This is a genomic window from Shimia biformata (assembly GCF_016888515.1).
GTDB lineage: Bacteria > Pseudomonadota > Alphaproteobacteria > Rhodobacterales > Rhodobacteraceae > Shimia_A > Shimia_A biformata.
On sequence record NZ_JAFEJK010000003.1, the window covers coordinates 85,365 to 110,651 of the forward strand.

The following is a 25,287-nucleotide window of genomic DNA, read 5'->3' on the forward strand; positions in this document are numbered from 1 at the left end:
GCCTTGGGCGCATATATCCTAAGACGACTGTTGTTGGTGATCCCGACACTGATCGGGATTCTCGTGATCAACTTCACGCTTGTGCAATTTGTCCCCGGTGGCCCGGTCGAGCAGGTCATCGCCAAGATGCAGGGCGAGGGCGATGCGTTTTCAAGCTTTGCCGGCGGTGCCGAGAACCTGACCGAAGACACCTTCGGCTCGGACAGCAAGTATCTGGGCGCGCGTGGCCTGCCCAAGGAATTCATCGAGGAGCTTGAGAAGGAATTTGGCTTCGACAAACCGCCGCTCGAGCGGTTCCTGACGATGATGGGCAACTACCTGACGCTGGATTTCGGCGAGAGCTATTTCCGCAAGATCACGGTGATCGACCTTGTGCTGGAAAAGATGCCGGTCTCGATCACATTGGGGCTTTGGTCCACGCTGATTGCCTACATGGTCTCGATCCCGCTTGGCATCCGCAAGGCGGTACATGACGGTACGCCGTTTGACACATGGACCAGTGGCGCGATCATCGTCGCCTATGCGATCCCCGGCTTCCTGTTCGCGATCCTTTTGCTGGTGTTGTTCGCGGGCGGGTCATACTGGCGTATCTTCCCGCTCAGGGGGCTGACTTCTGACGGGTGGGAAAACCTGTCGCTGATCGGCAAGATCCTCGACTATTTCTGGCACATCACCCTACCTGTTCTCGCCTCGACCATTTCGGCCTTTGCCACGCTGACGCTACTGACCAAGAACTCGTTTCTTGACGAGATCAAAAAGCACTACGTCATGACCGCCCGCGCCAAGGGTCTGTCGGAAAAACGGGTGCTTTATGGCCATGTTTTCCGCAATGCGATGCTGATCGTGATCGCGGGCTTCCCGGCGGTGTTCATCGGCGTGTTCTTCGGCGGCTCACTGATCATTGAAACCATCTTCTCGCTCGACGGGCTCGGGCGGCTTGGTTTCGAGGCAGCGGTCGCGCGGGACTACCCTGTCATCTTCGGCACCCTCTTTATCTTCGGCCTGATCGGTCTTGTGGTCGGCATCCTCAGTGACCTGATGTATGTCGTGGTCGATCCGCGCATCGATTTCGAGCGGAGGGAGGGCTGATGGCATTGTCCCCCCTGAACCAGCGGCGCTGGCGCAATTTCCGGCGCAACCGGCGAGCCTATTGGTCGCTGATCATCTTCACCATTGCCTTCGGCCTCAGCCTGTTTGCCGAGTTGATCGCCAATGACAAACCGATCCTCGTGAATTATCGCGGCGATTACTTCACCCCGGTGTTCAAATTCTATCCCGAAACCGCCTTTGGCGGCGACTTCAAGACCGAGGCCGACTATCGCGACCCCGTGGTGCAATGCCTGATCGCCACGGGCGGGTTGGATATGTGCCTGGATGAACCTGAACAGCTGATCGAAGATGCCGCCGATGGCGTGATCGACGGCGAAGAGATCGTAAAGGGCTGGGCGCTCTGGCCTCTGATCCCATATTCCTATGACACGCCCGTTGACCGTCCCGGCGCCGCACCGCTGCCGCCGGGCGACGGCAATCTTCTGGGCACCGATGACCGCAAGCGCGATGTGATGGCGCGGGTGATCTATGGCTTCCGCCTGTCGATCTTCTTCACCCTGATCGTCACGACGCTCTCCAGTGTGGTTGGCATCATGGCCGGCGCGATTCAGGGTTTCTTCGGCGGCAAGATCGACCTGATCTTCCAGCGCCTGATCGAGATCTGGGGATCCACCCCGCAGATCTATGTCATCATTATCCTGTTTGCGATTTTGGGGCGCAGTTTCTGGCTGCTTGTCTTCGTCACCGTGCTGTTCGGCTGGACCGCGCTGGTCGGCGTTGTCCGGGCCGAGTTCCTGCGCGCCCGCAACCTTGAATATGTCCGTGCCGCTCGCGCGCTGGGGGTCAGTGACCGGGTCATCATGTTCCGCCATATGCTGCCCAACGCGATGGTGGCGACGCTGACCATGCTGCCTTTCATCGTGACCGGCACGATCGGCCTTCTGGCCTCGCTCGATTTCCTCGGCTTCGGCCTGCCGTCGTCGGCACCTTCGCTGGGGGAACTGACGCTTCAGGCAAAACAGAACCTGCAGGCGCCGTGGCTGGCCTTCACCGCCTTCTTCACCTTCGCTATCATGCTGTCGCTTCTGGTCTTCATCTTCGAAGGCGTGCGCGATGCCTTTGACCCCCGGAAGACGTTTTCATGAGCATTCTCGAGGTCAAGGACCTGCGCATCGGCTTCCGGCAGGACGGCAAGATCGTCGACGCGGTGCGCGGCGTCAGCTTCAGTGTCGATCGCGGCGAAACGGTCGCGCTTGTGGGCGAATCCGGCTCGGGCAAATCGGTGACCGCTCTGTCGACCGTGTCGCTTCTACCGTCCAGCGCCGAGGTTTCGGGCAGCGTCACCTATGACGGCACCCAGATGATCGGCGCGCCGGAACGCGACCTGCGCCGCGTGCGTGGCAACGACATCAGCTTCATCTTTCAAGAGCCGATGACATCGCTGAACCCGCTGCACACGATTGAAAAGCAACTGGCCGAAAGCCTTGCCCTGCACCAGGGGCTAGTGGGCGACGCCGTGCGTGAGCGGATCATCGAACTGCTGACCAAGGTCGGCATCCGCGACGCTGAGTCCCGGCTGGGCGCTTATCCGCACCAGCTGTCCGGCGGCCAGCGGCAACGGGTGATGATCGCCATGGCGCTTGCCAACAAGCCCGACGTCCTGATCGCCGACGAACCGACGACCGCGCTGGACGTCACCATTCAGGCCCAGATCCTCGAATTGCTGGCCGAGTTGAAATCATCCGAAGGCATGGGACTTTTGTTCATCACCCATGACCTTGGCATCGTGCGTCGCATCGCCGACAAGGTCTGCGTGATGAAAGACGGCGAGATCGTCGAGGCCGGCCCGGTTGCCGACATCTTTGCCAATCCGAAACATCCCTATACCCGCAAGCTGTTGTCGGCCCGCGCGGTAGGCGCGCCCGACCCGGTGCCCGCGAACGCGCCCGTGGTGGCCGAAACCGATCACCTCAAGGTCTGGTTCCCGATCCAGCGCGGCTTCTTCAAGCGCACCGTGGGTCATGTGAAGGCGGTGAACGATGCCACAATCTCGGTCCGCGCCGGGGAAACGCTTGGCATTGTCGGCGAAAGCGGATCGGGCAAGACCACACTGGCGCTTGCGATCATGCGGCTGATCTCGTCGGAAGGTGGGATCACCTTCGACGGGCAGGATGTTCGGAAATGGTCGACCCGCGAATTGCGGCGGCTGCGCAAGGACATGCAGATCGTGTTTCAGGACCCGTTCGGCAGCCTCAGCCCACGCATGACCTGCGAACAGATCATCGCCGAGGGTCTGGGCGTGCATGGCAACCCCGACGGGCGCGACGTGCCGGAACTGGTGGCCGAGGTGATGGTCGAGGTTGGGCTTGATCCGGCCACCATGCACCGCTATCCGCACGAGTTTTCCGGCGGTCAGCGACAGCGCATCGCAATCGCCCGCGCCATGATCCTGCGCCCCAAGCTTCTGGTTCTGGACGAGCCGACCTCGGCACTGGACATGACCGTGCAGGTGCAGATCGTTGACCTTTTGCGCGACCTCCAGCGCAAGTATCAGCTGGCCTATCTTTTCATCAGCCACGACCTGCACGTGGTCCGCGCCATGAGCCACAAGATCATGGTGATGAAACAGGGCGACGTGGTCGAAACCGGAGAGGCGCAGGCCCTGTTTGCCGATCCACAGACCGAATACACACAAAAGCTTCTTGCCGCGGCCCCCGACCTGATCGAGATCCCGGCCTAGAAACCCGGAAGATCAATCACCAACAACGCATGGTCGCTGGCATGGGGGCGATGCTGGCCTACATTCGGCAGGCGAGCGCCCCGGTGCCGCGACGCCTCGTGCCCCATGCCGGTCCGCACCACCTCTGGGATGGCGTCGGGGCAGGCAGAGGCCAGCGCGGGTGAGGCCAGCATGACATCTGGTTGTCCGTACCGACCGGAATGGGGGTCGTGATAGGTCCAGCGGTCCCCAGATGGGCGTCGCGCCATCAGATCGACCGAGAAGGGCGGGCGAACCGGGGAATCGGCGGGTCGCGCCTTGGATCGGGGCGCGTTCAGGTCGCCGGTGATGATCCAATGCGCGGTGGCCGGGTCGCGGAAGCGCTGTTCGATCAGGGCGCGCAACGCAACAGCCTCGAAATGGCGCACAGTCCGGGTGATCACCGGATCGGGATAGGGTGCCTTGAAATGACAGTTGAACACCGTCAGGCCGCGAAAGGCGACTTCCAAACAGTCACGGCGAAAGATTGGTTGCGCGGGATCCATGCCCTGTGGGGTCGCCAACCCCAGATCACCTGCGCGCAATCCGGCGTGGCTGGTCACCGCTACAGGTTCGATGCGGCACAGCATGGCCACGTCCAGGCCACGCCCGTCATTCCCCGGCAGGCAGTAGCGGAATGGATAGGGTGCGACACCCGAGGTACGCAATTCGGTGTCGTGGAAGTGATCCAGCGTGCTGGCGTCGAACACCTCTTGCAGCGCAATCACGTCGGGATTTGCCGCTGCGATGACTTTTGCGGTTAACGCACGGTCATAGCTGTCCAGCAATGTTGCCGGGCCAGTGTCATCCAGCGGTGAATCGCGGTCGCGCGCGCCATCAAGCGATACCGCGCCGGGGGTCCGGCGCAGCCGCATATTCTGAACGTTGAACGTTGCCAGTCGCATTTCGAAGGGCAAAGCCCATCATGTTACCGCGCTCAGATTGCCGAGGAATGCCCCGCCTTGTCGAGGTCATAGGCATCCAGCGCCCGTGCCATCATCCGGGTCAGGGGACGGGCATCGGCCGGGATGTAAAGCCCGCGATCGGTGATCCGCACCATGCCGGGGAACTGTTCGGCCACCCGGTTGTAATAGCCGCCAAGCGCATCGGCCGAGACGTCGAACTCGGCGCGCATGTCCTCGGTCCTGATCTCGAAATCGCACATCAGCATCTCGATCAGGCGGCCGCGCAGCTTGTCCTCGGCGCTGAAGGCGTGTCCGCGGCTGGTGGTGAACTTGCCGTCGCGCACTTTGCCCTGATAGGCCGAGGTCGCGGGCGCGTTCTGCGCATAGCCCTGCGGGAAGCGCGAGATCGACGAGGCGCCGAGCCCGATCAGCACGTCGGCAGTGTCGTCTGTATAGCCTTGGAAATTGCGCCGCAGCGTGCCGTTCTTCTGCGCAATCGACAGACCGTCGGTCGGCACCGCGAAATGGTCGATCCCGATCTCGTCGTAATTGTCCCACATGAACAGTTTGCGGGCGGTTTCGAACAGGTCGAGCCGTTCTTGTGGTGTAGGCAGCGCGTCTGATGGGATCATCTGCTGGCGCTTGGCCATCCATGGCACATGGGCATAGCCATAAAGCGCAACACGGTCCGGCGACAGCGACAACAGCTTCTGAACCGATTCCGTGATTCGGGCCTGGCTCTGGTGCGGCAGGCCATAGAGAATGTCCGCATTAAGCGATTTTACGCCATGTGCACGAATGGCTTCGGCGGCGTCACGGGTGACGTCATAGCCCTGGATCCGGCCAATGGTTTTCTGGATCTCGTCGTCGAAATCCTGCACCCCGATCGAGGCCCGGTTCATGCCCGCTGCAGCCAGCGCCGACAGGCGTGCATCGTCGATCTCATTCGGGTCGATCTCGACCGAAAACTCGCCATCCTCGGCCATCGGCGCGACGTCGAAAACCGCCCCGGCCAGATCGGTCATCATACCCGCTTCCAGCAGAGTCGGCGTGCCGCCGCCCCAATGCAGTCGGGACAGCGTGACCCCTTCGGGCAAATGTCGGGCCAGCATTGCCAGCTCGGTTTTCAGGGTCTCGACATAGGCTGCAACGGGCGACGCGCTGGACGTGCCCTGCGTGCGGCAGGCGCAGAACCAGCACAGGCGCCGGCAGAAGGGCACATGCAGGTAAAGCGAGATTTGCGAGCCCGGTCGAATCGCTTCGATCCAGCTCTGGAACAGGTCGGGCGTGACGTCATTCTTGAAGTGCGGAGCCGTCGGATAAGACGTGTAGCGCGGCACTTTTGCGTCAAACAGTCCGAGTTTTGCCAATTGGGTTTTCGTTGTCATGAAAATCAGCTTTAATGCCGACTGGACCGTCACACATTGACGCAGATCAAGCGCGAACCACGAATGCTTAATGATATTTCAGTTTCCGCCCCCATTGAATGTGAGGGGTGCCCCATTCGACACCGTGCCGTTTGTGCCCGTTGCGATTCGGAAGAACTCACCCGGCTGGAGGAGATCAAGTACTACCGCAGTTTTGAGGCCGGGCAGACCGTGATCTGGTCGGGCGACAAGATGGAGTTCGTCGGATCGGTTGTCAGCGGCATTGCCACCCTCAGCCAGACGATGGAGGACGGGCGTACCCAGATGGTGGGTCTGCTGCTTCCCAGCGACTTCGTCGGTCGTCCGGGGCGCGATGGCGCGGCCTATAACGTGACCGCAACCACCGACCTGATGATGTGCTGTTTCCGCAAGAAGCCGTTTGAGCAATTGATGAGCGAAACGCCCCACATCGCCCAGCGCCTGCTGGAAATGACGCTGGACGAACTGGATGCCGCCCGCGAATGGATGCTGGTCCTGGGCCGCAAGACCGCACGCGAGAAAATCGCCAGCCTTCTGTCGATCATTGCGCGGCGCGATGCCTCGATCAATTCCAACGGGACCGCCGGGCCGATTGTCTTCGACCTGCCGCTGACCCGCGAGGCAATGGCGGATTATCTTGGTCTGACACTTGAAACCGTTAGCCGGCAAATGTCGGCGCTGAAACGGGACGGGGTTATCGAACTTGAGGGAAAACGCCACGTGACCGTGCCGGATTACCCGCGCCTTCTGGAAGAGGCCGGCGACGACAGTGACGGCGGCCTGATGGCCTGAGGCCGGCCGGCGGACAGTCAAAGTAACAAAGCGGGCCATTGGCCCGCTTTTTTGCTTCTAGGGGTATCGTTCTAGTGCGCCATGAAGACCGGGATACTGGCTTGTTCCAGCATGTTGCGCGTGGCGCCGCCCAGTATCGCCTCCCGGAAACGCGAATGGCCATAGGCCCCCATCACCACAAGGTCGGATTCCGTGTCACGGGCGTGGCGCATCAACACGTCGCTGACACGCGGCAGGGTCTTGGACAGAACGTCGATCTCGACCCGGACGCCGTGGCGGGCCAGAAACTGTGACAACTGCCCGCCGGGATCCGAGCGGTTAGGACCGTGAGTCGGCGGATCGATGACCACCACCCGGACCTTGTCCGCAGCGGTCAGGAATGGCATTGCCGCACGCACGGCGTTCAGCGCCTCGGCGCTTTCATTCCAGCCGATGATGATTTCCTTGAAGTCGGTTTTGGGCTCGGCCTTGTCCGGCACCACTAGGACCGGGGCCTGACCTTCGAACAGTGCGGCTTCGATTGTCGGCTCAAGCTCGGCGCCATGTTCGGCCCCATAGGGTTTGGGCAGGACAACAAGATCGGAAAATCGCGCCCGCGCCGCCACGTGGCGGGTGATGTCGGCGATCTGGGCCACACCGGACTCCGTTCCCCAGCGAATTCCGCTGGGGGACAGAATGTCACGGGCGCGGGATTCGAGCTCTTTTGACTCCTGCTGTGCGCGGGTCAGTGTTTCCTGCAGGATCATCGCATTTGCCCCGGCATAGTAATAGCCGGTCTGACTGCGGTCCACGCCAAGACACAGCGCATCAAAATGGGCATCCAGCGCGCGGGACAGGGCGATGCCCTGAGCCAGCGGGCCGTCCACCAAATCCGGGTCAGTCAGAATTGTGAGCAGGGATTTAAAAGCCATCTCAATCTCCGGGATACCGTCAGGGCAGGATGGACAGAGCGCCGCCCTGCCGTATTATTTGATTTGGAAACATTTGACGAAGACGCGCTTTGATGCAGATCAAGGCATATTAATTGCTGCGAATGCAAAACGCTGAACAGTCTAACCACCGGATCACTAAAAACGAATCCGATCCGGCAAGACGAAGGGACGCAAAATGGTTAATTATATCAAGCTGATCGCGCTTGGTCTCATCACGCTTTTCGCGATGATGGCGGCCAACTATGCGCGCGATCTGGCCTATATGGTTCACGCCCTCATTATCGTGGGCGTGTCTGGTGGGCTGTTTATCTACACATTGCGGAACGTGGGCACCAAGGTGACGCATCCGCAGGACGAATACATGGACGATGTGATCCGTGCCGGTGTCATCGCAACCTCTTTCTGGGGTGTTGTCGGTTTCCTGGCCGGTGTGTTCATCGCCTTCCAGCTGGCCTTTCCGGTACTGAACTTCGAGTGGGCTCAGGGCTTTGCCAACTTTGGCCGCCTGCGTCCCCTGCATACCTCGGCGGTGATCTTCGCCTTTGGCGGCAACGCGCTGATTGCGACGTCGTTCTATATCGTGCAGCGCACCTGCGCCGCGCGTCTTTGGGGCGGCAACCTGGCGTGGTTCGTGTTCTGGGGTTACCAGCTGTTCATCGTTCTGGCCGCAACCGGCTATGTTCTGGGCGGCACCCAATCCAAGGAATACGCTGAACCCGAGTGGTATGTGGACCTGTGGCTGACCGTTGTCTGGGTGGCTTACCTGGCGGTCTTCCTCGGCACGATCATCAAGCGGAAAGAGCCTCACATCTACGTGGCAAACTGGTTCTTCCTGTCGTTCATCGTCACCGTGGCGATGCTGCACCTGGTCAACAACATGACCATCCCGGTCAGCATCTGGGGTTCGAAATCGGTGATTGTCTGGGCCGGTGTGCAGGACGCCATGACGCAATGGTGGTATGGCCACAACGCTGTGGGCTTCTTCCTGACCGCGGGCTTCCTGGGCATGATGTACTATTTCATCCCGAAACAGGCTGAACGTCCGGTGTTTTCCTACAAGCTGTCGATCATCCACTTCTGGGCGCTGATCTTCATCTACATCTGGGCTGGTCCGCACCACCTGCACTATACCGCGCTGCCTGACTGGGCCTCGACCCTTGGCATGGTGTTCTCGGTCGTGCTTTGGATGCCGTCCTGGGGTGGCATGATCAACGGCCTGATGACGCTTTCGGGCGCATGGGACAAACTGCGCACCGACCCGGTGATCCGCATGATGGTGATCTCGGTTGGTTTCTACGGCATGTCGACCTTCGAAGGTCCGATGATGTCGATCCGCGCGGTGAACTCGCTGTCGCACTACACCGACTGGACCATCGGTCACGTTCATTCCGGCGCGCTTGGATGGAACGGCATGATCACCTTCGGCGCGCTTTACTACCTCGTGCCTGTCCTGTGGAAACGCGAACGTCTCTACTCGCTGTCGCTGGTCAGCTGGCACTTCTGGCTCGCCACGATCGGCATCGTGCTTTACGCCGCGTCGATGTGGGTGACCGGCATCATGGAAGGTCTGATGTGGCGTGAGGTGGATGCAAACGGTTTCCTCGTGAACTCGTTCGCCGACACCGTGGCTGCAAAGCTTCCGATGTATGTGGTGCGCGGTCTGGGTGGACTTATGTTCCTCGCTGGCGCCGTGATCATGTGCTACAACCTGTGGATGACTGTCAGAAAGGCGCCGGCCAAAGAAGCCAGCCTTACTGTCGCAGTCCCGGCTGAATAAGGAGGGCCGGAGCAATGGCAATTCTCGACAAACATAAAATCCTCGAGACCAACGCGACCCTCCTGCTGATCTTCAGCTTCCTGGTCGTCACCATCGGGGGCATCGTTCAACTGGTTCCGCTGTTCTACCTTGAGAACACGATCGAGGATGTAGAGGGCATGCGCCCCTACACCCCGCTCGAAATGGCGGGCCGTGAGGTCTACATCCGCGAAGGCTGCTACGTGTGCCACAGCCAGATGATCCGCCCCATGCGGGACGAGGTCGAACGCTATGGCCACTACTCGCTGGCAGCCGAGTCCAAGTATGACCACCCGTTCCAGTGGGGGTCGAAACGAACCGGTCCCGACCTCGCCCGTGTGGGTGGCCGCTACTCGGATGACTGGCACCTGGACCACCTGCGCGATCCGCAGTCGGTTGTCCCGGAATCGATCATGCCGAAATACGGCTATCTCGAGCGCAAGAAGATCGACGGCAAGTATATTGGTGACCTGATGGCGACCAATGCGCTTGTTGGCGTTCCCTATACCGACGAGATGATTGAAAACGCACAGGCCGACTTCGCCGCACAAGCCGATCCCGACAGCGACTATGACGGGCTGCTTGAGCGCTATGGCGACAAGGTCAACGTGCGCAACTTCGATGGTCAGCCGGGTATCTCGGAAATGGATGCGCTGATCGCTTACCTTCAGATGTTGGGCACGCTTGTCGATTTCTCGACCTTCACGCCTGACGCGTCGCGGTAAGGAGGGACATCATGGAAACATATTCCTTCCTGCGTGAATTCGCTGACAGCTGGATGTTGTTGTTCCTGTTCTGCTTCTTCATCGGAATCATCTTCTGGGTGTTCCGTCCGGGGGCAAGCAAGGAATACCGCGATACCGCGGACATCCCGTTCCGGCACGAAGACAAACCCGCCACGGACAAGGAGGCGAGGACATGAGCGACGACAAGAAGAACCCGGATCCGTCTTTCGACTATGAAACCACCGGTCACGAGTGGGACGGCATCCACGAATACAACAAACCGCTTCCGCGCTGGTGGCTGTGGACCTTCTATGCGACCATCGTCTGGGGCATCGGCTATACCATTGCCTATCCGGCGTGGCCGATGATCAACTCGGCAACGGCCGGTGTGCTGGGCTATTCGACGCGGGCTGAAGTTGCGGCGGACATCGCTGCGGTGGAAGCGGCCAACGCGCCGATCAACGCCAAGCTGGAAGCCGCCGAACTGACCGCGATTGCCGGCGACGCCGAACTGGGCGGTTATGCGACCTCGGCCGGGGCCGCGGTGTTCAAGACCTGGTGCGCCCAGTGTCACGGCTCGGGGGCTGCCGGTGCGGTTGGCTATCCGAACCTTCTGGACAACGACTGGCTCTGGGGTGGTGACATCGAGAATATCTATCTCACCATCAAGCACGGCATCCGCAACGAAGAGGATGACGATGCGCGCTACTCCGAGATGCCAGCCTTTGGCCGCGACGAGTTGTTGGAGAAAGACCAGATCGACGCGGTGGTCAACTACGTGATGTCTCTGTCGGGTGATCCCGTCGACGCATCGCTGGTGGCCGCTGGTCAGGAAGTCTATGTCGAGAACTGCGAAGCCTGCCACATGGAGGACGGCTCGGGTGACCGCGCGCAGGGCGCACCGAACCTGACCGACGCGATCTGGCTGTTTGGCGGTGACTACGACTCGATTTACGAGACGGTCTACAACAGCCGCTATGGTGTCATGCCCGCCTGGGGCAAGCGTCTGAGCGAAGCAGAAGTGCGCGCCGTTGCGTCCTATGTCCATCAGCTTGGTGGCGGCGAATAAGCGCCAGAAACACGAAAAACAGACAAAACCGGCCTTTCGGGGCCGGTTTTTTTGTCCCCGACAAGGTGCAATTGATCTTAGTCAAGTGCGCTTCGGTTCGAATCAGGCATGGTCGGGACAAGAGCGGCAGAGATGCCGCCCACATTATCCCGAACTGAAATACCGACGGTTTGGGTGTCAGGCGCTGGCTTTCCGTCCTGTTCGCGCGTTTCCTGGAAAGCCGGCGCCTTTTTCATTAATATCAAATACATCTTTTCTGCCAAGCCAGGTGTGACAATCCCTCGCGCGACGCTAAGTCAGATGGTGGAAGGTGTCGAAACACGCAATAACACATGCGGAATTTCGAATGAGATTTCAGCCAATTGATGCAGGTCAAAGTGATCTTTGCCCGGTCCTGAGAAAAGACCCTTACAATTCCGAGAGCGAGTGATTCAGTGAGCGCCGAACCCCAAGAAAGCCTTTACGCCGCCCGAGAGCCGATCTTCCCAAAGCGGGTGTCCGGCCCGTTCCGCAATCTCAAGTGGATCATCATGGCGGTGACGCTGGGCATTTACTATCTCGCGCCGTGGATTCGCTGGGACCGGGGCCCCAGCCTGCCGGATCAGGCGATCCTCGTTGACCTCGCCAACCGCCGCTTTTTCTTCTTCTGGATCGAGATCTGGCCGCATGAATTCTATTTCATCGCCGGTCTTTTGATCATGGCCGGGCTGGGGTTGTTCCTGTTCACCTCGGCACTGGGCCGGGTCTGGTGCGGCTATGCCTGTCCCCAGACCGTGTGGACCGACCTTTACATCCTTGTCGAACGCTGGGTCGAAGGTGACCGCAACGCCCGCCTGCGCCTGCATCGTCAGAAAAAGTGGGACTTCCGCAAGTTCCGCCTGCGCATGACGAAGTGGACGCTTTGGCTCTTGATCGGCCTCGCCACAGGCGGGGCATGGGTGTTCTATTTCGCTGACGCGCCGACGCTGCTGCGTGACCTGGTGACCGGCAACGCCCATCCGGTGGCCTATACCACGATGGCCGTCCTGACCTTCACCACCTTCCTGTTCGGCGGTTTCGCGCGGGAACAGATCTGCATCTACGCCTGCCCCTGGCCGCGTATTCAGGCCGCGATGATGGACGAGGACACGCTGGTTGTCGGTTATCGCGAATGGCGGGGTGAGCCGCGCAAAGGCTCGGCCGAGGTGCGCGCCGGGGAAGAGCAGGGCGACTGCATCAACTGCATGGCCTGCGTCAATGTCTGCCCGGTGGGGATCGACATCCGCGACGGCCAGCAGCTTGAGTGCATCACCTGCGCCCTGTGTATCGACGCCTGTGACGAGATCATGGACAAGATCGGCAAGCCGCGCGGTCTGATCGACTACATGGCATGGTCCGACGAAGAACGCGAAAAGCGGGGCGGCACCGCCAAGCCCGTCATCCAGCACATCCTTCGGCCCCGCACTATCCTTTACACCTCGCTCTGGTCGCTGGTTGGTGTGCTGCTGTTGGTGGCTCTGTTCATCCGGCCTGACATCTCGGTCACGGTTGCGCCAGTGCGTAACCCGACCTTCGTGACCCTGTCCGACGGGTCGATCCGCAACACCTATGAGGTGCGGCTGCGCAACAAACATGGCGAGGAACGCCCGTTCCGCATTACCCTGAAAGGCAGCGACTTCCTTCGGGTCGAGCTTGAAGGCACGCCTTATGAAACGGTAAAGGTGCCCGCGGACTCGACCAAGTTGCAGCGCGTCTATGTGGTTGCACCACCGGGATCGGAACCGGCCTCCAGTGCCTTGACCGACTTCCGCTTCTGGGTCGAGGATACGGCAAACGGCGACCGGGTCCATCAGGACACCGTGTTTAACGGAAAGGGCAAATAATGGCCGAACGCAAATTCACCGGGCGCCATGCCGCCATGGTCTTTATCGGCGCCTTTGCCATCATCATCGGCGTGAACATTGTTCTGGCCTATAGCGCGGTCAAGACCTTCCCGGGCCTTGAGGTCAAGAACTCTTATGTCGCCAGCCAGGAGTTCGACGACCGCCGCGAAGCACAAGAGGCGCTGGGCTGGACCGTGAAGGCCCGTTCCACCGGCGGCCTGTTGATCCTGTCGATCACAGATGCGCAAGGCAAGCCGGTTGAGGTTCAGACTCTGGACGCCGTGCTAGGCCGGCCAACCCATGTGCAGGACGACATGACCCCCGATTTCAAGTTTGACGGCACCGCCTATGTCGCACCCGTGGAACTGTCGGACGGTAACTGGAACATCCGCATGACCGCATTGGCGCCCGATGGCACCGAGTTCACCCAGCGCGTCGTCCTGATTGTCGGAGACTGAATGACGTGACCGCAACCCTGCGCCCTCCTGTTTCGGCCTGTCCCGCCTGTGACGCCGTCCCCGCCGCCGAAGCGCTTGCGGCCGGGGCCGAGGCACAGCAGGACGCGCGCGTGGCGCTATCTGTGCCGGGGGTGCATTGCGCCGCCTGCATCTCGACCGTCGAAGGGGCGCTGGCCAAGCATCCGGGCGTGAAGTCGGCGCGGGTGAACCTGACCCTGAAACGCGCCAGCGTCGAGGCCGACCCCGAAGTCGCCGCCGCCGATCTGGTCGCAGTGCTGGCCAAGGTCGGATACGAGGCGCATGAACTGGACGCCGGGACCCTCAGCGCAACGCAGACGGACAAGGCGGGGCGTGACCTGTTGATGCGGCTGGCGGTGGCCGGGTTTGCGTCGATGAACGTGATGCTGCTGTCGATTTCAGTCTGGTCCGGGGCCGAGGCCGCGACGCGTGACATGTTCCACTGGATTTCCGCCGCCATCGCGCTGCCGACCATCGTCTTTGCCGGCCGCCCCTTCTATGTCAGCGCGTGGAACGCCCTGAAACACCGCCGCCTGAACATGGATGTGCCGATTGTTCTGGCGATTGTGCTGGCGGTTGTGACCTCGCTCTGGGAAACCTCCCTTTCGGGTGAACACGCCTATTTCGACGCCGCGCTTGCGCTGGTCTTCTTCCTTCTGGCGGGGCGATACCTCGATCACCGCACCCGCGCCGTGGCCCGGTCCGCCGCCGAGGAACTGGCCGCGCTGGAAGTGCCCCGCGCCATCCGCGTCGTGGATGGCGTCGAGGAAACCGTTCAGGTGGCAACGCTGGCTGTTGGCGACCTGGTCATGGTGCGCCCCGGTGGGCGGATGCCGGTGGACGGCGAGATCGTCGAGGGCCGCTCGGAACTGGACCGTTCGCTTCTGACCGGAGAAACCCTGCCGGTCTTTGCCGAACCCGGTCTGGCGGTCAGCGCAGGAGAGGTGAACCTCACCGGCCCGCTCCTGATCCGCGCCACTGCGGTCGGAGAGCAGACCTCGCTGCACCGCATGGCCGACCTTGTCGCCATCGCCGAGTCCGGCAGGTCGAACTATACCTCGCTGGCCGACAGCGCCGCCAAGCTTTACGCGCCGGGCGTGCATATCCTGTCGGCGCTTTCGTTCCTGGGCTGGTATCTTTACACCTTCGACATGCGCACCGCGCTGAATATTGCCGCTGCGGTGCTGATTATCACCTGCCCCTGTGCGCTGGGTCTTGCCGTTCCTGCCGTCACCACCGCCGCGTCAGGCCGTCTGTTCCGCAAGGGCATGCTGATCAAGCATTCCACCGCGCTGGAGCGGCTGGCAACCGTGGACACGGTGGTCTTTGACAAGACCGGCACGCTGACCGCTGGCACGCCCAGCCTGACCAATCTTGCCGATCATGACCCGCGCGACCTGTCCATTGCGCTGGCACTGGCGGCAGGATCCGCCCACCCGCTGTCACGCGCATTGGCCGAAGCCGCGACAAAGGCCGGGATCATCGCGGCCGATGTGGAAAATATCGAAGAAGTGCCGGGCTTTGGCACCCAGGGGGGCTGGCGCGGGCAACGCGTCCGGCTGGGGCGGGCCAGCTGGATAGGGACGCAACCGCTGGCCCAAACCTCGGCGTTTTTGCGGATCGGGGACGCAGCTCCGGTCGCCTTCAGCTTTACCGACTCGCTGCGTGATGGCGCGAAAGAGGCGGTCGATGCGCTGATCAACGACGGGATCGAGGTCATGCTGATCTCGGGTGACTCCACCTGCGCGGTCGAGGAGCTTGCCACCCGGTTGGGCATCACCAAATGGATCGCCGAGGCCCTGCCCGAAGACAAGGCCGCCCGGATCGCGGCGCTGGGCGATCAGGGCAAGAAGGTGCTGATGGTCGGTGACGGGCTGAACGACACCGCCGCGCTTGCCGGGGCGCATGTCTCGATCTCACCCGCATCTGCGCTGGATGCGGCGCGGGTGGCGTCGGATATCGTGCTTCTTGGCGGCGACCTCAGCCCGATCGCCGACGCGCTGATCACGGCAAGATCGGCAATCAAGCGTATCCGCGAGAACTTCCAGATCGCCACGGTCTATAACGTCATTGCGGTTCCGCTGGCGGTGGCGGGGCTGGCAACACCGCTGATTGCGGCGCTTGCCATGTCGCTGTCGTCGATCACAGTGTCCCTGAACGCGCTGCGCCTGAGGTAAGCCGATGAACGTCTTGTTCTTCCTGATCCCGATTTCGCTGCTTCTGGGCGGCGTGGGCCTTGTCGCGTTTCTCTATACCGTGCGCTCGAACCAGTATGACGACCCCGAGGGCGACGCCAACCGCATCCTCAGCGGTCAGTATGACGACAAGCCCCGATCCTGACGCACTGTCCCCGGATCAGGCAAAGGTCACTTCTGCCGGGGACAGCCCGGCAATCTCGACAGCACAGGTCTGACCGGGTTCGATTGCACCGACCCCCGCCGGGGTGCCGGTCATGATCAAATCGCCCGGTGCCAGTGTCACAAGACGGCTGAGGAAGGCGATGATGTCGGCGGTGGGCCAGATCATCTCGGACAGATCGCCCGATTGCCGCGCTTCACCGTCGACCGTGCAGGTGATGGCGCCGGACGTCATCGGCCCGGTCTGCGCGATCGGGTGCAGGGGGCCGATTACGGCGGAATTGTCAAAGCCCTTGGCCATGTCCCAGGGCCGCCGCGTGGCCTTGGCCTCGGCCTGAAGGTCACGACGGGTCAGATCGTTTCCGGCGGCAAATCCCCAGATATGCTCCATGGCATCCGGCGCGTCGATATTTGCACCACCCTTGCCGATGGCCACAACCAGTTCCGCCTCGTGATGCAGGTTCTGCGTCATCGGCGGAAACGGGATCGTCAGCCCAGACGGAATTGCGGCATCGGCGGGCTTGGTAAAGAAAAACGGCGGTTCGGCATCCGGGTCATTTCCCATCTCGCGTGCGTGTTCGGCATAGTTGCGGCCAACGCAGAAAATGCGGCGCACCGGAAACAGGTCATCCGACCCGGCAACTGGCAGGCAAGTCGGGGCAGGGGCGGGGAGGACAAAGGACTGGGTCATGCGCCAGTCATGCCGCGCGGTTCGGACCTTGGCAAGCAAAAGGCAATTTGACGGTCAGGACGGCGGTCCCAGCATGAAGCAATTGACGTGCCGCGCCTGCAACCGGCGGCAAGCCAGTTCCGCGGTTTCGCGGTTCAGCCCCATGAAATTCGCGTCGAACCCGCGCGGTGTCTGCACGACCTTGCGCAGCGCGCCATCCAGCGTCGCCATCTCCGACAGCGCGGTTTTCAACAAAACCTTCTCGGCCGCATAGCGCGAGGCATAGCGCCCGACATTGATACCCCAGTGCCGCCCGCCGCTGGTGGACAGCCGGGTCACGACCTCGGGTTCCGAGGATGCGATCTCTTCGGCCGTTTCATCCTCAACCTTGGACGCCAGAACCAACGACCCGTCTTCGGCGGGTTTCACCTTCTGCGCCTCTTTCAGCGCCTGGCGGATGTCGTCCTCGATCTCGGTTGCGGTGGTCAGCTGCGTGGCCTTTGCCACCGCAATTTCGCCATTGGGCCGCAGTTTCGGGCGTGGGCTTTGTTTCACCACTGACGCGACGCGGACGCGTTTGCCGCCATCCGATGAACCCGTGCCGGTGTAGTCGGGCAGCGGAGGCTTGCGAAAGGCCACCTGGCTGGGTGCGCGCCGGAACCCAAGGTCCAGAAGCTCGGCCACTTTGGCATTCCGTGTCGCGGTCGAGCGCCCGCCAAACACGGTTGCGATGATACGTTCATTGCCGCGTTCCGCCGACGCCACAAGGTTGAACCCGGCGGCGCGGGTGTATCCAGTCTTGATCCCGTCGGCGCCGCGATAGGCATCCAGAAGCCTGCGGTTGGTGTTCGACACTTCCTTGATCCCGGCATGGGTCGAGCGGCGCGAGAACAGGTTGTAATATTGCGGATAGTCATAAAGCAGGTGCCGTCCCAGCGTGGTCATGTCCCGCGCAGTCGACAGATGCCCGGACTCGGTCAGCCCGTGGGCATTGCGAAATGTCGTGTTGGTCATCCCAAGCGCCTTCGCCGTGCGGTTCATGCGGCGGGCAAAAGCGGCCTCGCTGCCGCTGATCGCCTCACCGATCGCGGTGGCGGCGTCATTGGCCGATTTCACAGCGGCGGCGCGGATCAGATAGCGCAGCGCGATGCTTTGCCCCGCCTTCAGTCCCAGCTTCGACGGTGGCTCAGAGGCCGCGTGGGTCGAGATGCGCACGCGGGTATCCAGCGAGATTTCGCCGTTTTTCACCGCCTCAAAGGCAATATACAGGGTCATCATCTTGGTCAGAGAGGCCGGGTGCAGCCGGGTATCGGCATTGCGCGCATGCAGAACTTCACCCGACCGGGCGTCAACCACCATCGCGGCATAGGGCGCGGCGGCAACCGAAACCGGCGCCGCGATCAACATCCAGAATGCCGCAATCAGAATGAACCCAAAGCGGGTCGGCGCACTCAGCCGAACCTTCATGATAACTGCCTTTTTTTGCCTCATGCCGCCGGTTTTCCGGCTGGTCACATTAATTGCTTAACAGGCTAACACAGCCCAATGCGCGAATAAACCCATAGCTTGCATTGATTTTTCATGTTGTCTGCTTTCTGCCGCTCCAGATTTTGTGGAAACACACGCCGCACCCCCAACACTGTCGATTGTGGCGGGAATATGGCGGGGTCAGCCGATGGTTTCGACCAGCGCGGGCAGCCCGCCAAGGTCGGGCAGCTCGACAAAACGTGGATGGCTGTCCGGTGCCTCGGCATGTTCAAGATCCCACGTCAGGTCATGTGGTACGAACACCCCCCAGCTTCCGGCCTCGATCGCCGGCACCACGTCGGATTTCATCGAATTCCCCGCCATCAGCGCCCGATCCGCCCCGTCGCCGTGGCGGGCAAAGACATCCGAATAGACCTGCGGCGTTTTCTGCGACACGATCTCGACCCAGTCGAACATGTCGCCCAGTCCCGATTGCGCCAGTTTTCGTTCCTGGTCCAGCAGGTCGCCCTTGGTGATCAGGATCAACCGGTGCGACCCGGCCAGCGCCTCTACCGCGTCGCGGGCATGGGGCAGCAATTCGATCGGATGGGCCAGCATCTCGCGGCCTGCGTCCATGATTTCGGAGATGACGCGGGCGGGGACCTGTTCCTCGGTCACTTCGATGGCGGTTTCGATCATCGACAACACGAAGCCCTTGATGCCGAACCCGTAGTGGCCGATGTTGCGCCGCTCTGCCGCCAGAAGCCGCTGATCCAGATGATCGGCGGGCGCGAAATCCGCCAGCAACGCTGCGAATCGTTCCTGGGTCATGCGGAAGAACCGCTCGTTGTGCCACAGCGTATCATCCGCATCGAAACCGATTGTGGTGAGTTTTTGCGCCATGAAAGGGTCTCCTGCGGTTTGCCCCTCTTTTCTGGGGCCGTGGTCAGGTTATATAGGGTTTCGATGCAAGGAAACCGGATGCGCAATTTGATGGCCCAAAAGCCGCTTCATATGTCAGGCGACAAGGACGACGACAATGACGTCGGCGTCGCCCTGCAAACGCGCACCCGCACCAAGCGGCCGCCGCTTTACAAGGTGCTTCTGCTGAATGACGACTATACCCCGATGGAGTTCGTCGTTCATATTCTCGAACGGTTCTTCGGCCTGAGCCATGCGCAGGCCTTTGAAATCATGCTGACCGTCCACAAGAAGGGCGTCGCCGTCGTTGGAGTGTTCAGCCACGAGATCGCCGAAACCAAGGTGACGCAGGTCATGGACTTCGCCCGCCGTCACCAGCATCCCCTGCAATGCACCATGGAAAAGGAGTGATCCGCGCCGTCTGGCGGGATCATGATTGCCAATGACTCATGCGCGTTTGCCTTTGGCGCTCGATGGGGCCGGGTTGGTCCTGCCTGAGGGAAGGATCGCGGTTTTCGGACCGAATGCCCTGACCGATCTGTCCGTCCTGCCATGTGACCGGGTGCAGGTCGTCACCGGGTTCAAACCCGATTACGACGCGCTGCAGGCGCAGGGTTATGACTGCGTGACCGAGGCAACGGGCGACTTTGATGCGGCGCTGGTGTTCTTGCCGCGCGCGAAGGCGCTGGCACAGGCGCGCATCGAAATTGCGGCGCGGCTGGCGCGGCTGGTTATCGTCGACGGACAAAAGACGGACGGAGTCGACTCGATCTGGAAAGCCTGCCGCCAACGCGCCGATATTCTGGGCGGCATGTCCAAGGGGCATGGCCGGCTGTTCTGGTTCCAAAATGGCGATTTCGCGGATTGGGCCGCCCCGGAAAGCCAGACCATAGACGGCGGGTTCCTTACCCGACCCGGTGTGTTTTCCGCCGACGGGATCGACCCGGCCTCAAGGCTTCTTGCAGCGTCCCTGCCCGAGAAGCTGGGTAAACATGTTGCCGATCTGGGGGCAGGGTGGGGCTATCTTTCATCCGCCGTGCTGACCCGACCGGGGGTGGAAACCCTGCATCTGGTCGAGGCCGACCATGACGCGCTGAGCTGCGCGCGCACCAATATCGGCGACCCGCGCGCAAGTTTCCACTGGGCCGACGGCACCGCCTGGACCGCGCCGCAACTGTTGGATGCCGTGGTGATGAACCCACCGTTTCACACGTCGCGCGCCGCCGAACCCGCACTGGGCCGCGCCTTTATCGCCAACGCCGCCCGCAATCTTGCGCCGTCGGGCAAGCTGTGGATGGTTTCAAACCGTCATCTGCCCTACGAGGCCGAGCTTGAGGCGCGCTTTGGAAAGGTCGAAGAGATCGGCGGCGACAGCCGGTTCAAGCTGCACCTTGCGCAAAGACCAACTCGCACGCGGCGCTGAAACCGCGTAACCTCGGCCAGAATCAGGAGGTCAGCCCAATGTCTTTTTCCATCGCGGGCAAAACTGCCATCGTGACCGGGGCGGCCAATGGCATCGGCCTCGCCATCGCGCGGCATTTCGTCGAGAACGGCGCGAATGTCATGTTTGCTGACATGGACGACAAAAGCCTGAAGCGGGAACTGGGTGAAAACCCCGACGATGGCAATATCCGGTTTTTTGCCTGCGACCTGCGCGAAAGACTGTCGATTGCCAATCTTCTGTCAGCGACGCTGGATGCCTATGACAAGGTCGATATCCTTGTGAATGCCTGCCGCCAGGTGGTGACGACCGACCCTCTGGACCCCGACGACGCGTCTGTCGAACTGATGATCCAGCAGAACCTGATGACCAGCCTGCGACTGAGCCAGATCATCGCCAAGCGCATGATCAAACAGGGCGAGGATCAGCCAGAGGGCCAGGTGGGGTCGATCGTCAACCTGTCCTCAATCGCGGCGCGCCGCACCCATCCCGACCTTCTTGGCTATTCCGTCTCAACTGCCGCGCTGGACCAGATGACCCGCTCGATGGCGGTGGCGCTGGCGCCACATCGCATCCGGGTGAACGCGGTCTCGTTCGGTTCCGTGATGAGTGCCAGCCTCCAGGACGCATTGCGCGAAAATGACGGCTATCGCGAGGATATCGAGGATCACACGCCGCTGGGCCGGGTGGCCGCGCCGCATGAGCTGGCCGAAGCGGTGCAGTTCCTTGCCAGCGAGGGTGCCGGGTTCATGACCGGGCAGATCGTGACACTGGATGGCGGACGCACTCTGCTTGATCCGGTCGCCGCCCCGGCGCACTGATCCGTCCGATTGACAATTGCCCTGCCGATGGCCGGAATTTGCACGATATTCAGAAAGTTGACGACCCATGAGCGACCAGATGCAAGCCGAGAAAACCCGTGCCTCAACATGGTTCCGCAGCCTGCGGGATGACATCGTCGCAGCATTCGAAGGGCTTGAGGACAGCCATGCCAAGGGTCCGTTCAGCGACATGAACCCGGGCCGCTTTGAAGTCACCGAAACCCGACGCGAAGGTGCGGATGGCGAAGATGCCGGCGGCGGCCTGATGTCGGTGATGCGCGGCGGACGGGTGTTCGAGAAGGTTGGCGTCAACATCTCGACGGTTTTTGGCACGCTGGGCGAGCGCGCGCAGGCGGCGATGGCGGCGCGCAAGGGGCTGCCCGGCATGAAGGACGATCCCCGGTTCTGGGCCAGCGGCATCAGTCTTGTCGCCCATATGCAGAACCCCCATGTCCCGGCTGTCCACATGAACACCCGCATGTTCTGGACCCCGCACGCGTGGTGGTTTGGCGGCGGGTCGGACCTGAACCCCTGCCTGGAATATGACGAGGACACCGCCCATTTCCACGAAGTCCAGAAGACCCATTGCGACAAGCATGACCGCGCGCTGTATCCCCGGCTGAAAGACTGGGCCGACGAGTATTTCTATATCCCGCACCGCAAACGCGCGCGCGGTGTCGGAGGCATCTTCCTTGACGATCACAACTCTGGCGACTGGGGGGCTGATTTTTCCCTGATCCAGGATCTCGGCCGGGCTTTCCTACCCGCGTTCGTTCCGCTGGTCGAAAAGCGCCGCACTATGGCATTTGGCGAGACCGAGAAGAACGCGCAATTGATCCACCGTGGTCTTTATGCCGAATACAACCTTGTTTATGACCGGGGCACCAAGTTCGGACTTGAGACTGGGCATGACGCCAACGCGGTATTGATGAGCTTGCCACCCATGGCGAAATGGGTCTGACCCGCTGATCTGAAACGAAAAACGGCGCAAGCTGTGCCTTGCGCCGTTCGTTACATCATTGCGGAGGCGACCCTCAGATCGGGCGCACCATGCGTATGTCGTGGCACAGCTGGCGATGCAGGTCTTCCAGTTCCTGATAGTCGCCGCGAATGGCGCAGATTTCTGAATTGCTGTCTTTGTGCCGGATTTGCAGGGTGGCCGTGTCTTCGATCCCGGCCTTACGTCGCACATAGATGCTTTTGATCCGGCTTAGCGGGACGGTTGTGGATGACCGGACGCGATCCTGCCGGGTCAGCTGGTTGACGGTGATTTCGCCCTTGCGGATGTCCAGGACGATCTCGCTGCGGTGGCCGCGAATGGCATAAGCGTAAATCGCCATCCCGATGACGGAAAAGGCAATCGACAGCATGATCTGGTTGTGAACGACGTTGCCCGAAAGGTCGACACGCGGCACGGTCCACTGGATCAATGCGCCAAGGACCAAAAGAACCCCGACAAATCGCGCAACCGCATCGACGCCCGATCCGATGCTCAGACCGCTTCTGGTATTGCTGACCTGATACCCGCGCTTGTCCTCCTTGGACGGAGGTGATTTCCAATCGGCGCCATCCTGCGCCAGCGAATGTGCCACACCATTCATGGCATTCATGTCCCTATCTCCCGAGCCGGGTAACTTTCTCTCAACTTTGCGGTGAAAGATGGCAAAAGCTGGCCGGTTTCGGGAAAATTTTTCGGGATTTTTGTAGTCCAACCGGGGCGGCGTGGGATTTGCCTAGCCGCGCCAGGAAAAGAAGTCAGGTCCAGCGAGGGACAGCAAATGCTGCGCTATTTCCCGGCCCAGCTTGGCGGCATCCTCGACCGGGGCCGTCCGGTCGTCACCGATCGCTTCTGACCCGTCGGGGCGCAATACCTGACCGCGCAGGCGGATCGTGCCGCCCTCCAGTTCCGAAAGCCCGGCAATCGGCGTCTCGCACGACCCGTCCAGCGCGGCAAGAAACGCGCGTTCCGCCGCCAGCCGGTGGCCGGTCGGGGTGTCGTGCAGCGCCGCCAGCATTTCGGCGGTGCGCATGTCGTCGGCGCGCCGTTCGATCCCAATTGCACCCTGCGCCACCGCGGGCAGCATCTCTTCGGGCTCGATGGCCGAGGACGCGACATGGCTCATACCCAGCCGGTTCAGCCCGGCCATGGCAAGGAAGGTACAGTCGGCAACCTTGTCTTCCAGCTTCTTTAGCCGGGTCTGCACGTTGCCGCGAAACTCGACCACCTTCAGGTCCGGGCGGAAATGCAACAACTGTGCCCGGCGGCGCAGGGACGAGGTTCCCACAACCGCGCCTTCGGGCAGATCGGCCAGCCGCGCCACATCAGGCGAGACAAATGCATCGCGCGTGTCTTCGCGCGGCAGGTAAGTGTCCAGTAGCAACCCCTCGGGCTGGGCCACGGGCATGTCCTTCATCGAATGGACGGCGATGTCGATTGCGCCCGACAACAGATCCTCTTCGATCTCCTTGGTGAACAGCCCCTTGCCGCCCAGTTCCTTCAGCGGCCGATCCTTGGCGATCAGGCTGGCATCGTCGCCGGTGGTCTTGATGACCACGATCTCGAACGCCTCTTCCGGCAGGTCAAAGGCCGCGCTCAGCCGGCGGCGTGTCTCATGGGCCTGAGCCAGTGCCAGCGGCGAGCCGCGCGTGCCGATCTTCAGGGGCGAGTCGGGGGTGGGCAGGTGCAAAGTCATATATGTCCTCTAGTCGCGTCCTTTGGTCCTGACAAGCGGTGCAGGCCTTGACATCCTGTCGCTCTAGCACGACCAAGCGGGGGACGAACTTGAGGTGGATCATGTCCGAGACAAAAACCATTCTGCGCGCGCTGGCGGGCGAGACCCTTCCGACGCCGCCGATCTGGATGATGCGACAGGCGGGGCGCTACCTTCCCGAATACCGCGCGACCCGTGAACAGGCCGGCGATTTTCTGTCGCTGTGCTACAACTCGGACCTTGCCGCCGAGGTCACGCTGCAACCAATCCGGCGTTACGGGTTCGATGCGGCGATCCTGTTTGCCGACATCCTTCTGCTGCCGCAGGCGCTGGGCGCGGACCTCTGGTTCGCAACCGGAGAGGGCCCGCGCCTGTCGACAATCCAGAGCCAGTCGGATTTTGACAAGCTGGGCGGGCGCGACGACATCCACGACACGCTGGCCCCGGTATATGAGACCGTCCGCATCCTGTCGCGTGAGCTGCCAAAGGAAACCACGCTGATCGGTTTCGCGGGAATGCCGTGGACCGTCGCGACCTATATGATCGCCGGGCGCGGCACCCCCGACCAGGGCCCGGCCCACGCGTTGAAAGACGAAAACCCCGCGCTGTTCGATCAGGTGATCGAGCGGCTGATCGAAGGCACGATCGACTATCTCTCGATGCAGATCGACGCCGGGGCCGAGGTGGTCAAGCTGTTCGACAGCTGGGCAGGATCGCTGAACGGCGCGGATTTCGACAAATACGCACTGGACCCGGCAAAGCGCATCATCGCCGAACTGAAAGCACGCCATCCCGGTATTCCCGTCATCGCCTTCCCGCGTCAGGCCGGTCCGCGCTATGAAGGCTTTGCCAAAGCCACGGGCGCGGATTGTGTCGCGCTGGACGACAGCGCCGAACCGGCATGGGCCGCCGCGCATGTCCAGAAAGACGGCTGTGTGCAGGGCAACCTTGCCTCGTCCCACATGGTCACCGGTGGCGAGGCGCTGGTGCGTGAAACCCGCGCCATTGTCGAGGCGTTTTCGAACGGGCCGCATATCTTCAACCTCGGCCATGGAATCACTCCTGACGCCGATCCCGAGAACGTGCAGCTGATGATTGATACCGTGCGTGAAAACCGGTCGTGACAGGG

25 protein-coding genes are annotated in these 25,287 nt (G+C 61.6%); 17 read left to right on the forward strand and 8 right to left on the reverse strand.

The genetic code is table 11. The annotated features are described in order from the left end of the window. Positions 1–3 precede the first annotated feature (3 nt). The 3 genes from JQ863_RS17385 to JQ863_RS17395 are packed head-to-tail and all read left to right on the forward strand — an operon-like array spanning position 4 to position 3,790. Positions 4–1,089, forward strand: coding sequence for a microcin C ABC transporter permease YejB (locus tag JQ863_RS17385; RefSeq protein WP_204115613.1), 1,086 nt, complete (start codon positions 4–6; stop codon positions 1,087–1,089). Then, complete coding sequence (locus JQ863_RS17390; RefSeq protein ID WP_204115614.1) at positions 1,089–2,195, forward strand: ABC transporter permease; 1,107 nt, start codon at positions 1,089–1,091, stop codon at positions 2,193–2,195. The genes JQ863_RS17385 and JQ863_RS17390 overlap by 1 nt, the downstream gene beginning before the upstream one ends. Further along, a complete protein-coding gene (locus JQ863_RS17395) occupies positions 2,192–3,790 on the forward strand; it encodes an ABC transporter ATP-binding protein (RefSeq protein ID WP_204115615.1) in 1,599 nt (532 codons plus the stop codon). Before JQ863_RS17390 ends, JQ863_RS17395 begins: the two co-directional genes overlap by 4 nt. Here JQ863_RS17395 and JQ863_RS17400 read toward each other — a convergent pair. Together JQ863_RS17400 and hemN are read right to left on the reverse strand one after the other, a co-directional pair. Beyond that, on the reverse strand, positions 3,787–4,713 hold the full coding sequence (locus JQ863_RS17400) for an endonuclease/exonuclease/phosphatase family protein (RefSeq protein WP_204115616.1): 927 nt from the start codon (positions 4,711–4,713) through the stop codon (positions 3,787–3,789). The two genes, JQ863_RS17395 and JQ863_RS17400, sit on opposite strands and share 4 nt — an antisense overlap. 32 nt (positions 4,714–4,745) lie before the next feature. Beyond that, complete coding sequence (gene hemN / locus JQ863_RS17405) at positions 4,746–6,101, reverse strand: oxygen-independent coproporphyrinogen III oxidase (RefSeq protein ID WP_204115617.1); 1,356 nt, start codon at positions 6,099–6,101, stop codon at positions 4,746–4,748. A gap of 63 nt (positions 6,102–6,164) precedes the next feature. Here hemN and fnrL point away from each other — a divergent pair, with 63 nt between their 5' ends. Continuing rightward, on the forward strand, positions 6,165–6,911 hold the full coding sequence (fnrL, locus tag JQ863_RS17410; RefSeq protein ID WP_204115618.1) for a transcriptional regulator FnrL: 747 nt from the start codon (positions 6,165–6,167) through the stop codon (positions 6,909–6,911). 71 nt (positions 6,912–6,982) lie between these two features. Here the strand turns inward: fnrL and JQ863_RS17415 are convergent, their stop codons facing one another. Then, positions 6,983–7,822: a universal stress protein gene (locus tag JQ863_RS17415; RefSeq protein WP_204115619.1), complete on the reverse strand. Its 840-nt coding sequence runs from the start codon at positions 7,820–7,822 to the stop codon at positions 6,983–6,985. 196 nt (positions 7,823–8,018) lie between these two features. Here JQ863_RS17415 and ccoN point away from each other — a divergent pair, with 196 nt between their 5' ends. From ccoN to ccoS, 8 genes are all read left to right on the forward strand, one after another. After that, positions 8,019–9,620 (forward strand): cytochrome-c oxidase, cbb3-type subunit I, encoded by a 1,602-nt coding sequence (ccoN, locus tag JQ863_RS17420; protein WP_204115620.1) that lies wholly within the window; start codon positions 8,019–8,021, stop codon positions 9,618–9,620. A 14-nt stretch (positions 9,621–9,634) separates the two neighbouring features. Then, positions 9,635–10,363: a cytochrome-c oxidase, cbb3-type subunit II gene (gene ccoO / locus JQ863_RS17425; RefSeq protein WP_204115621.1), complete on the forward strand. Its 729-nt coding sequence runs from the start codon at positions 9,635–9,637 to the stop codon at positions 10,361–10,363. Between the two features lie 11 nt (positions 10,364–10,374). Next, positions 10,375–10,560: a cbb3-type cytochrome c oxidase subunit 3 gene (locus tag JQ863_RS17430; protein WP_204115622.1), complete on the forward strand. Its 186-nt coding sequence runs from the start codon at positions 10,375–10,377 to the stop codon at positions 10,558–10,560. After that, positions 10,557–11,432, forward strand: a complete 876-nt coding sequence (gene ccoP, locus JQ863_RS17435; RefSeq protein ID WP_204115623.1) for a cytochrome-c oxidase, cbb3-type subunit III — start codon at positions 10,557–10,559, stop codon at positions 11,430–11,432. The genes JQ863_RS17430 and ccoP overlap by 4 nt, the downstream gene beginning before the upstream one ends. Positions 11,433–11,866: 434 nt before the next feature. Then, entirely contained in the window at positions 11,867–13,294 is a 1,428-nt protein-coding gene (ccoG, locus tag JQ863_RS17440; protein ID WP_204115624.1) for a cytochrome c oxidase accessory protein CcoG, read from the forward strand. Then, positions 13,294–13,752 (forward strand): FixH family protein, encoded by a 459-nt coding sequence (locus JQ863_RS17445; RefSeq protein ID WP_204115625.1) that lies wholly within the window; start codon positions 13,294–13,296, stop codon positions 13,750–13,752. Before ccoG ends, JQ863_RS17445 begins: the two co-directional genes overlap by 1 nt. Before the next feature lie 5 nt (positions 13,753–13,757). Then, positions 13,758–15,947 carry a copper-translocating P-type ATPase gene (locus JQ863_RS17450; protein WP_204115626.1) on the forward strand — a complete coding sequence of 730 codons (2,190 nt, stop codon included), beginning with the start codon at positions 13,758–13,760 and terminating at the stop codon, positions 15,945–15,947. Between the two features lie 4 nt (positions 15,948–15,951). Beyond that, on the forward strand, positions 15,952–16,110 hold the full coding sequence (ccoS, locus tag JQ863_RS17455) for a cbb3-type cytochrome oxidase assembly protein CcoS (protein WP_204115627.1): 159 nt from the start codon (positions 15,952–15,954) through the stop codon (positions 16,108–16,110). A 15-nt stretch (positions 16,111–16,125) separates the two neighbouring features. Here ccoS and JQ863_RS17460 read toward each other — a convergent pair whose 3' ends face one another. The 3 genes from JQ863_RS17460 to JQ863_RS17470 form a co-directional block, all read right to left on the reverse strand. Continuing rightward, complete coding sequence (locus JQ863_RS17460; RefSeq protein WP_204115628.1) at positions 16,126–16,818, reverse strand: fumarylacetoacetate hydrolase family protein; 693 nt, start codon at positions 16,816–16,818, stop codon at positions 16,126–16,128. 54 nt (positions 16,819–16,872) lie between these two features. Next, positions 16,873–18,264 carry a D-alanyl-D-alanine carboxypeptidase family protein gene (locus JQ863_RS17465; protein ID WP_204115629.1) on the reverse strand — a complete coding sequence of 464 codons (1,392 nt, stop codon included), beginning with the start codon at positions 18,262–18,264 and terminating at the stop codon, positions 16,873–16,875. A 201-nt stretch (positions 18,265–18,465) separates the two neighbouring features. Next, complete coding sequence (locus tag JQ863_RS17470) at positions 18,466–19,167, reverse strand: HAD family hydrolase (protein ID WP_204115630.1); 702 nt, start codon at positions 19,165–19,167, stop codon at positions 18,466–18,468. A gap of 90 nt (positions 19,168–19,257) precedes the next feature. Here JQ863_RS17470 and clpS point away from each other — a divergent pair, with 90 nt between their 5' ends. From clpS to hemF, 4 genes are all read left to right on the forward strand, one after another. Further along, positions 19,258–19,596 carry an ATP-dependent Clp protease adapter ClpS gene (gene clpS, locus JQ863_RS17475; RefSeq protein ID WP_204115785.1) on the forward strand — a complete coding sequence of 113 codons (339 nt, stop codon included), beginning with the start codon at positions 19,258–19,260 and terminating at the stop codon, positions 19,594–19,596. A gap of 31 nt (positions 19,597–19,627) precedes the next feature. Next, positions 19,628–20,608, forward strand: a complete 981-nt coding sequence (locus tag JQ863_RS17480) for a class I SAM-dependent methyltransferase (RefSeq protein ID WP_204115631.1) — start codon at positions 19,628–19,630, stop codon at positions 20,606–20,608. A gap of 38 nt (positions 20,609–20,646) precedes the next feature. Next, positions 20,647–21,447 (forward strand): SDR family NAD(P)-dependent oxidoreductase, encoded by an 801-nt coding sequence (locus JQ863_RS17485; protein ID WP_204115632.1) that lies wholly within the window; start codon positions 20,647–20,649, stop codon positions 21,445–21,447. Between the two features lie 67 nt (positions 21,448–21,514). After that, the gene (hemF, locus tag JQ863_RS17490; protein ID WP_204115633.1) at positions 21,515–22,408 is read left to right on the forward strand and encodes an oxygen-dependent coproporphyrinogen oxidase; all 894 of its coding nucleotides are present in this window, start codon (positions 21,515–21,517) and stop codon (positions 22,406–22,408) included. A gap of 73 nt (positions 22,409–22,481) precedes the next feature. On the opposite strand, the gene JQ863_RS17495 is transcribed toward hemF, so the two are convergent. Both JQ863_RS17495 and hemC read right to left on the reverse strand, forming a co-directional pair. Continuing rightward, entirely contained in the window at positions 22,482–23,057 is a 576-nt protein-coding gene (locus tag JQ863_RS17495) for a hypothetical protein (RefSeq protein WP_204115634.1), read from the reverse strand. A gap of 123 nt (positions 23,058–23,180) precedes the next feature. Continuing rightward, positions 23,181–24,140, reverse strand: a complete 960-nt coding sequence (gene hemC, locus JQ863_RS17500) for a hydroxymethylbilane synthase (protein WP_204115635.1) — start codon at positions 24,138–24,140, stop codon at positions 23,181–23,183. A gap of 101 nt (positions 24,141–24,241) precedes the next feature. On the opposite strand from hemC, the gene hemE reads away from it, so the two are divergent. Beyond that, positions 24,242–25,282, forward strand: a complete 1,041-nt coding sequence (gene hemE, locus JQ863_RS17505) for a uroporphyrinogen decarboxylase (protein ID WP_204115636.1) — start codon at positions 24,242–24,244, stop codon at positions 25,280–25,282. Positions 25,283–25,287: the final 5 nt, after the last annotated feature.

Excerpts from the sequence above, each read along its gene's own strand:
- JQ863_RS17390 (WP_204115614.1), top strand. The coding sequence starts at position 1,089 with ATGGCATTGTCCCCCCTGAACCAGCGGCGCTGGCGCAATTTCCGGCGC.
- JQ863_RS17395 (WP_204115615.1), top strand. The coding sequence starts at position 2,192 with ATGAGCATTCTCGAGGTCAAGGACCTGCGCATCGGCTTCCGGCAGGAC.
- JQ863_RS17400 (WP_204115616.1), bottom strand. The coding sequence starts at position 4,713 with ATGCGACTGGCAACGTTCAACGTTCAGAATATGCGGCTGCGCCGGACC.
- hemN (WP_204115617.1), bottom strand. The coding sequence starts at position 6,101 with ATGACAACGAAAACCCAATTGGCAAAACTCGGACTGTTTGACGCAAAA.
- fnrL (WP_204115618.1), top strand. The coding sequence starts at position 6,165 with ATGCTTAATGATATTTCAGTTTCCGCCCCCATTGAATGTGAGGGGTGC.
- JQ863_RS17415 (WP_204115619.1), bottom strand. The coding sequence starts at position 7,822 with ATGGCTTTTAAATCCCTGCTCACAATTCTGACTGACCCGGATTTGGTG.
- ccoN (WP_204115620.1), top strand. The coding sequence starts at position 8,019 with ATGGTTAATTATATCAAGCTGATCGCGCTTGGTCTCATCACGCTTTTC.
- ccoO (WP_204115621.1), top strand. The coding sequence starts at position 9,635 with ATGGCAATTCTCGACAAACATAAAATCCTCGAGACCAACGCGACCCTC.
- JQ863_RS17430 (WP_204115622.1), top strand. The coding sequence starts at position 10,375 with ATGGAAACATATTCCTTCCTGCGTGAATTCGCTGACAGCTGGATGTTG.
- ccoP (WP_204115623.1), top strand. The coding sequence starts at position 10,557 with ATGAGCGACGACAAGAAGAACCCGGATCCGTCTTTCGACTATGAAACC.
- JQ863_RS17445 (WP_204115625.1), top strand. The coding sequence starts at position 13,294 with ATGGCCGAACGCAAATTCACCGGGCGCCATGCCGCCATGGTCTTTATC.
- ccoS (WP_204115627.1), top strand. The coding sequence starts at position 15,952 with ATGAACGTCTTGTTCTTCCTGATCCCGATTTCGCTGCTTCTGGGCGGC.
- JQ863_RS17460 (WP_204115628.1), bottom strand. The coding sequence starts at position 16,818 with ATGACCCAGTCCTTTGTCCTCCCCGCCCCTGCCCCGACTTGCCTGCCA.
- JQ863_RS17465 (WP_204115629.1), bottom strand. The coding sequence starts at position 18,264 with ATGAAGGTTCGGCTGAGTGCGCCGACCCGCTTTGGGTTCATTCTGATT.
- JQ863_RS17470 (WP_204115630.1), bottom strand. The coding sequence starts at position 19,167 with ATGGCGCAAAAACTCACCACAATCGGTTTCGATGCGGATGATACGCTG.
- clpS (WP_204115785.1), top strand. The coding sequence starts at position 19,258 with ATGGCCCAAAAGCCGCTTCATATGTCAGGCGACAAGGACGACGACAAT.
- JQ863_RS17480 (WP_204115631.1), top strand. The coding sequence starts at position 19,628 with ATGACTCATGCGCGTTTGCCTTTGGCGCTCGATGGGGCCGGGTTGGTC.
- JQ863_RS17485 (WP_204115632.1), top strand. The coding sequence starts at position 20,647 with ATGTCTTTTTCCATCGCGGGCAAAACTGCCATCGTGACCGGGGCGGCC.
- hemF (WP_204115633.1), top strand. The coding sequence starts at position 21,515 with ATGAGCGACCAGATGCAAGCCGAGAAAACCCGTGCCTCAACATGGTTC.
- JQ863_RS17495 (WP_204115634.1), bottom strand. The coding sequence starts at position 23,057 with ATGAATGCCATGAATGGTGTGGCACATTCGCTGGCGCAGGATGGCGCC.
- hemC (WP_204115635.1), bottom strand. The coding sequence starts at position 24,140 with ATGACTTTGCACCTGCCCACCCCCGACTCGCCCCTGAAGATCGGCACG.
- hemE (WP_204115636.1), top strand. The coding sequence starts at position 24,242 with ATGTCCGAGACAAAAACCATTCTGCGCGCGCTGGCGGGCGAGACCCTT.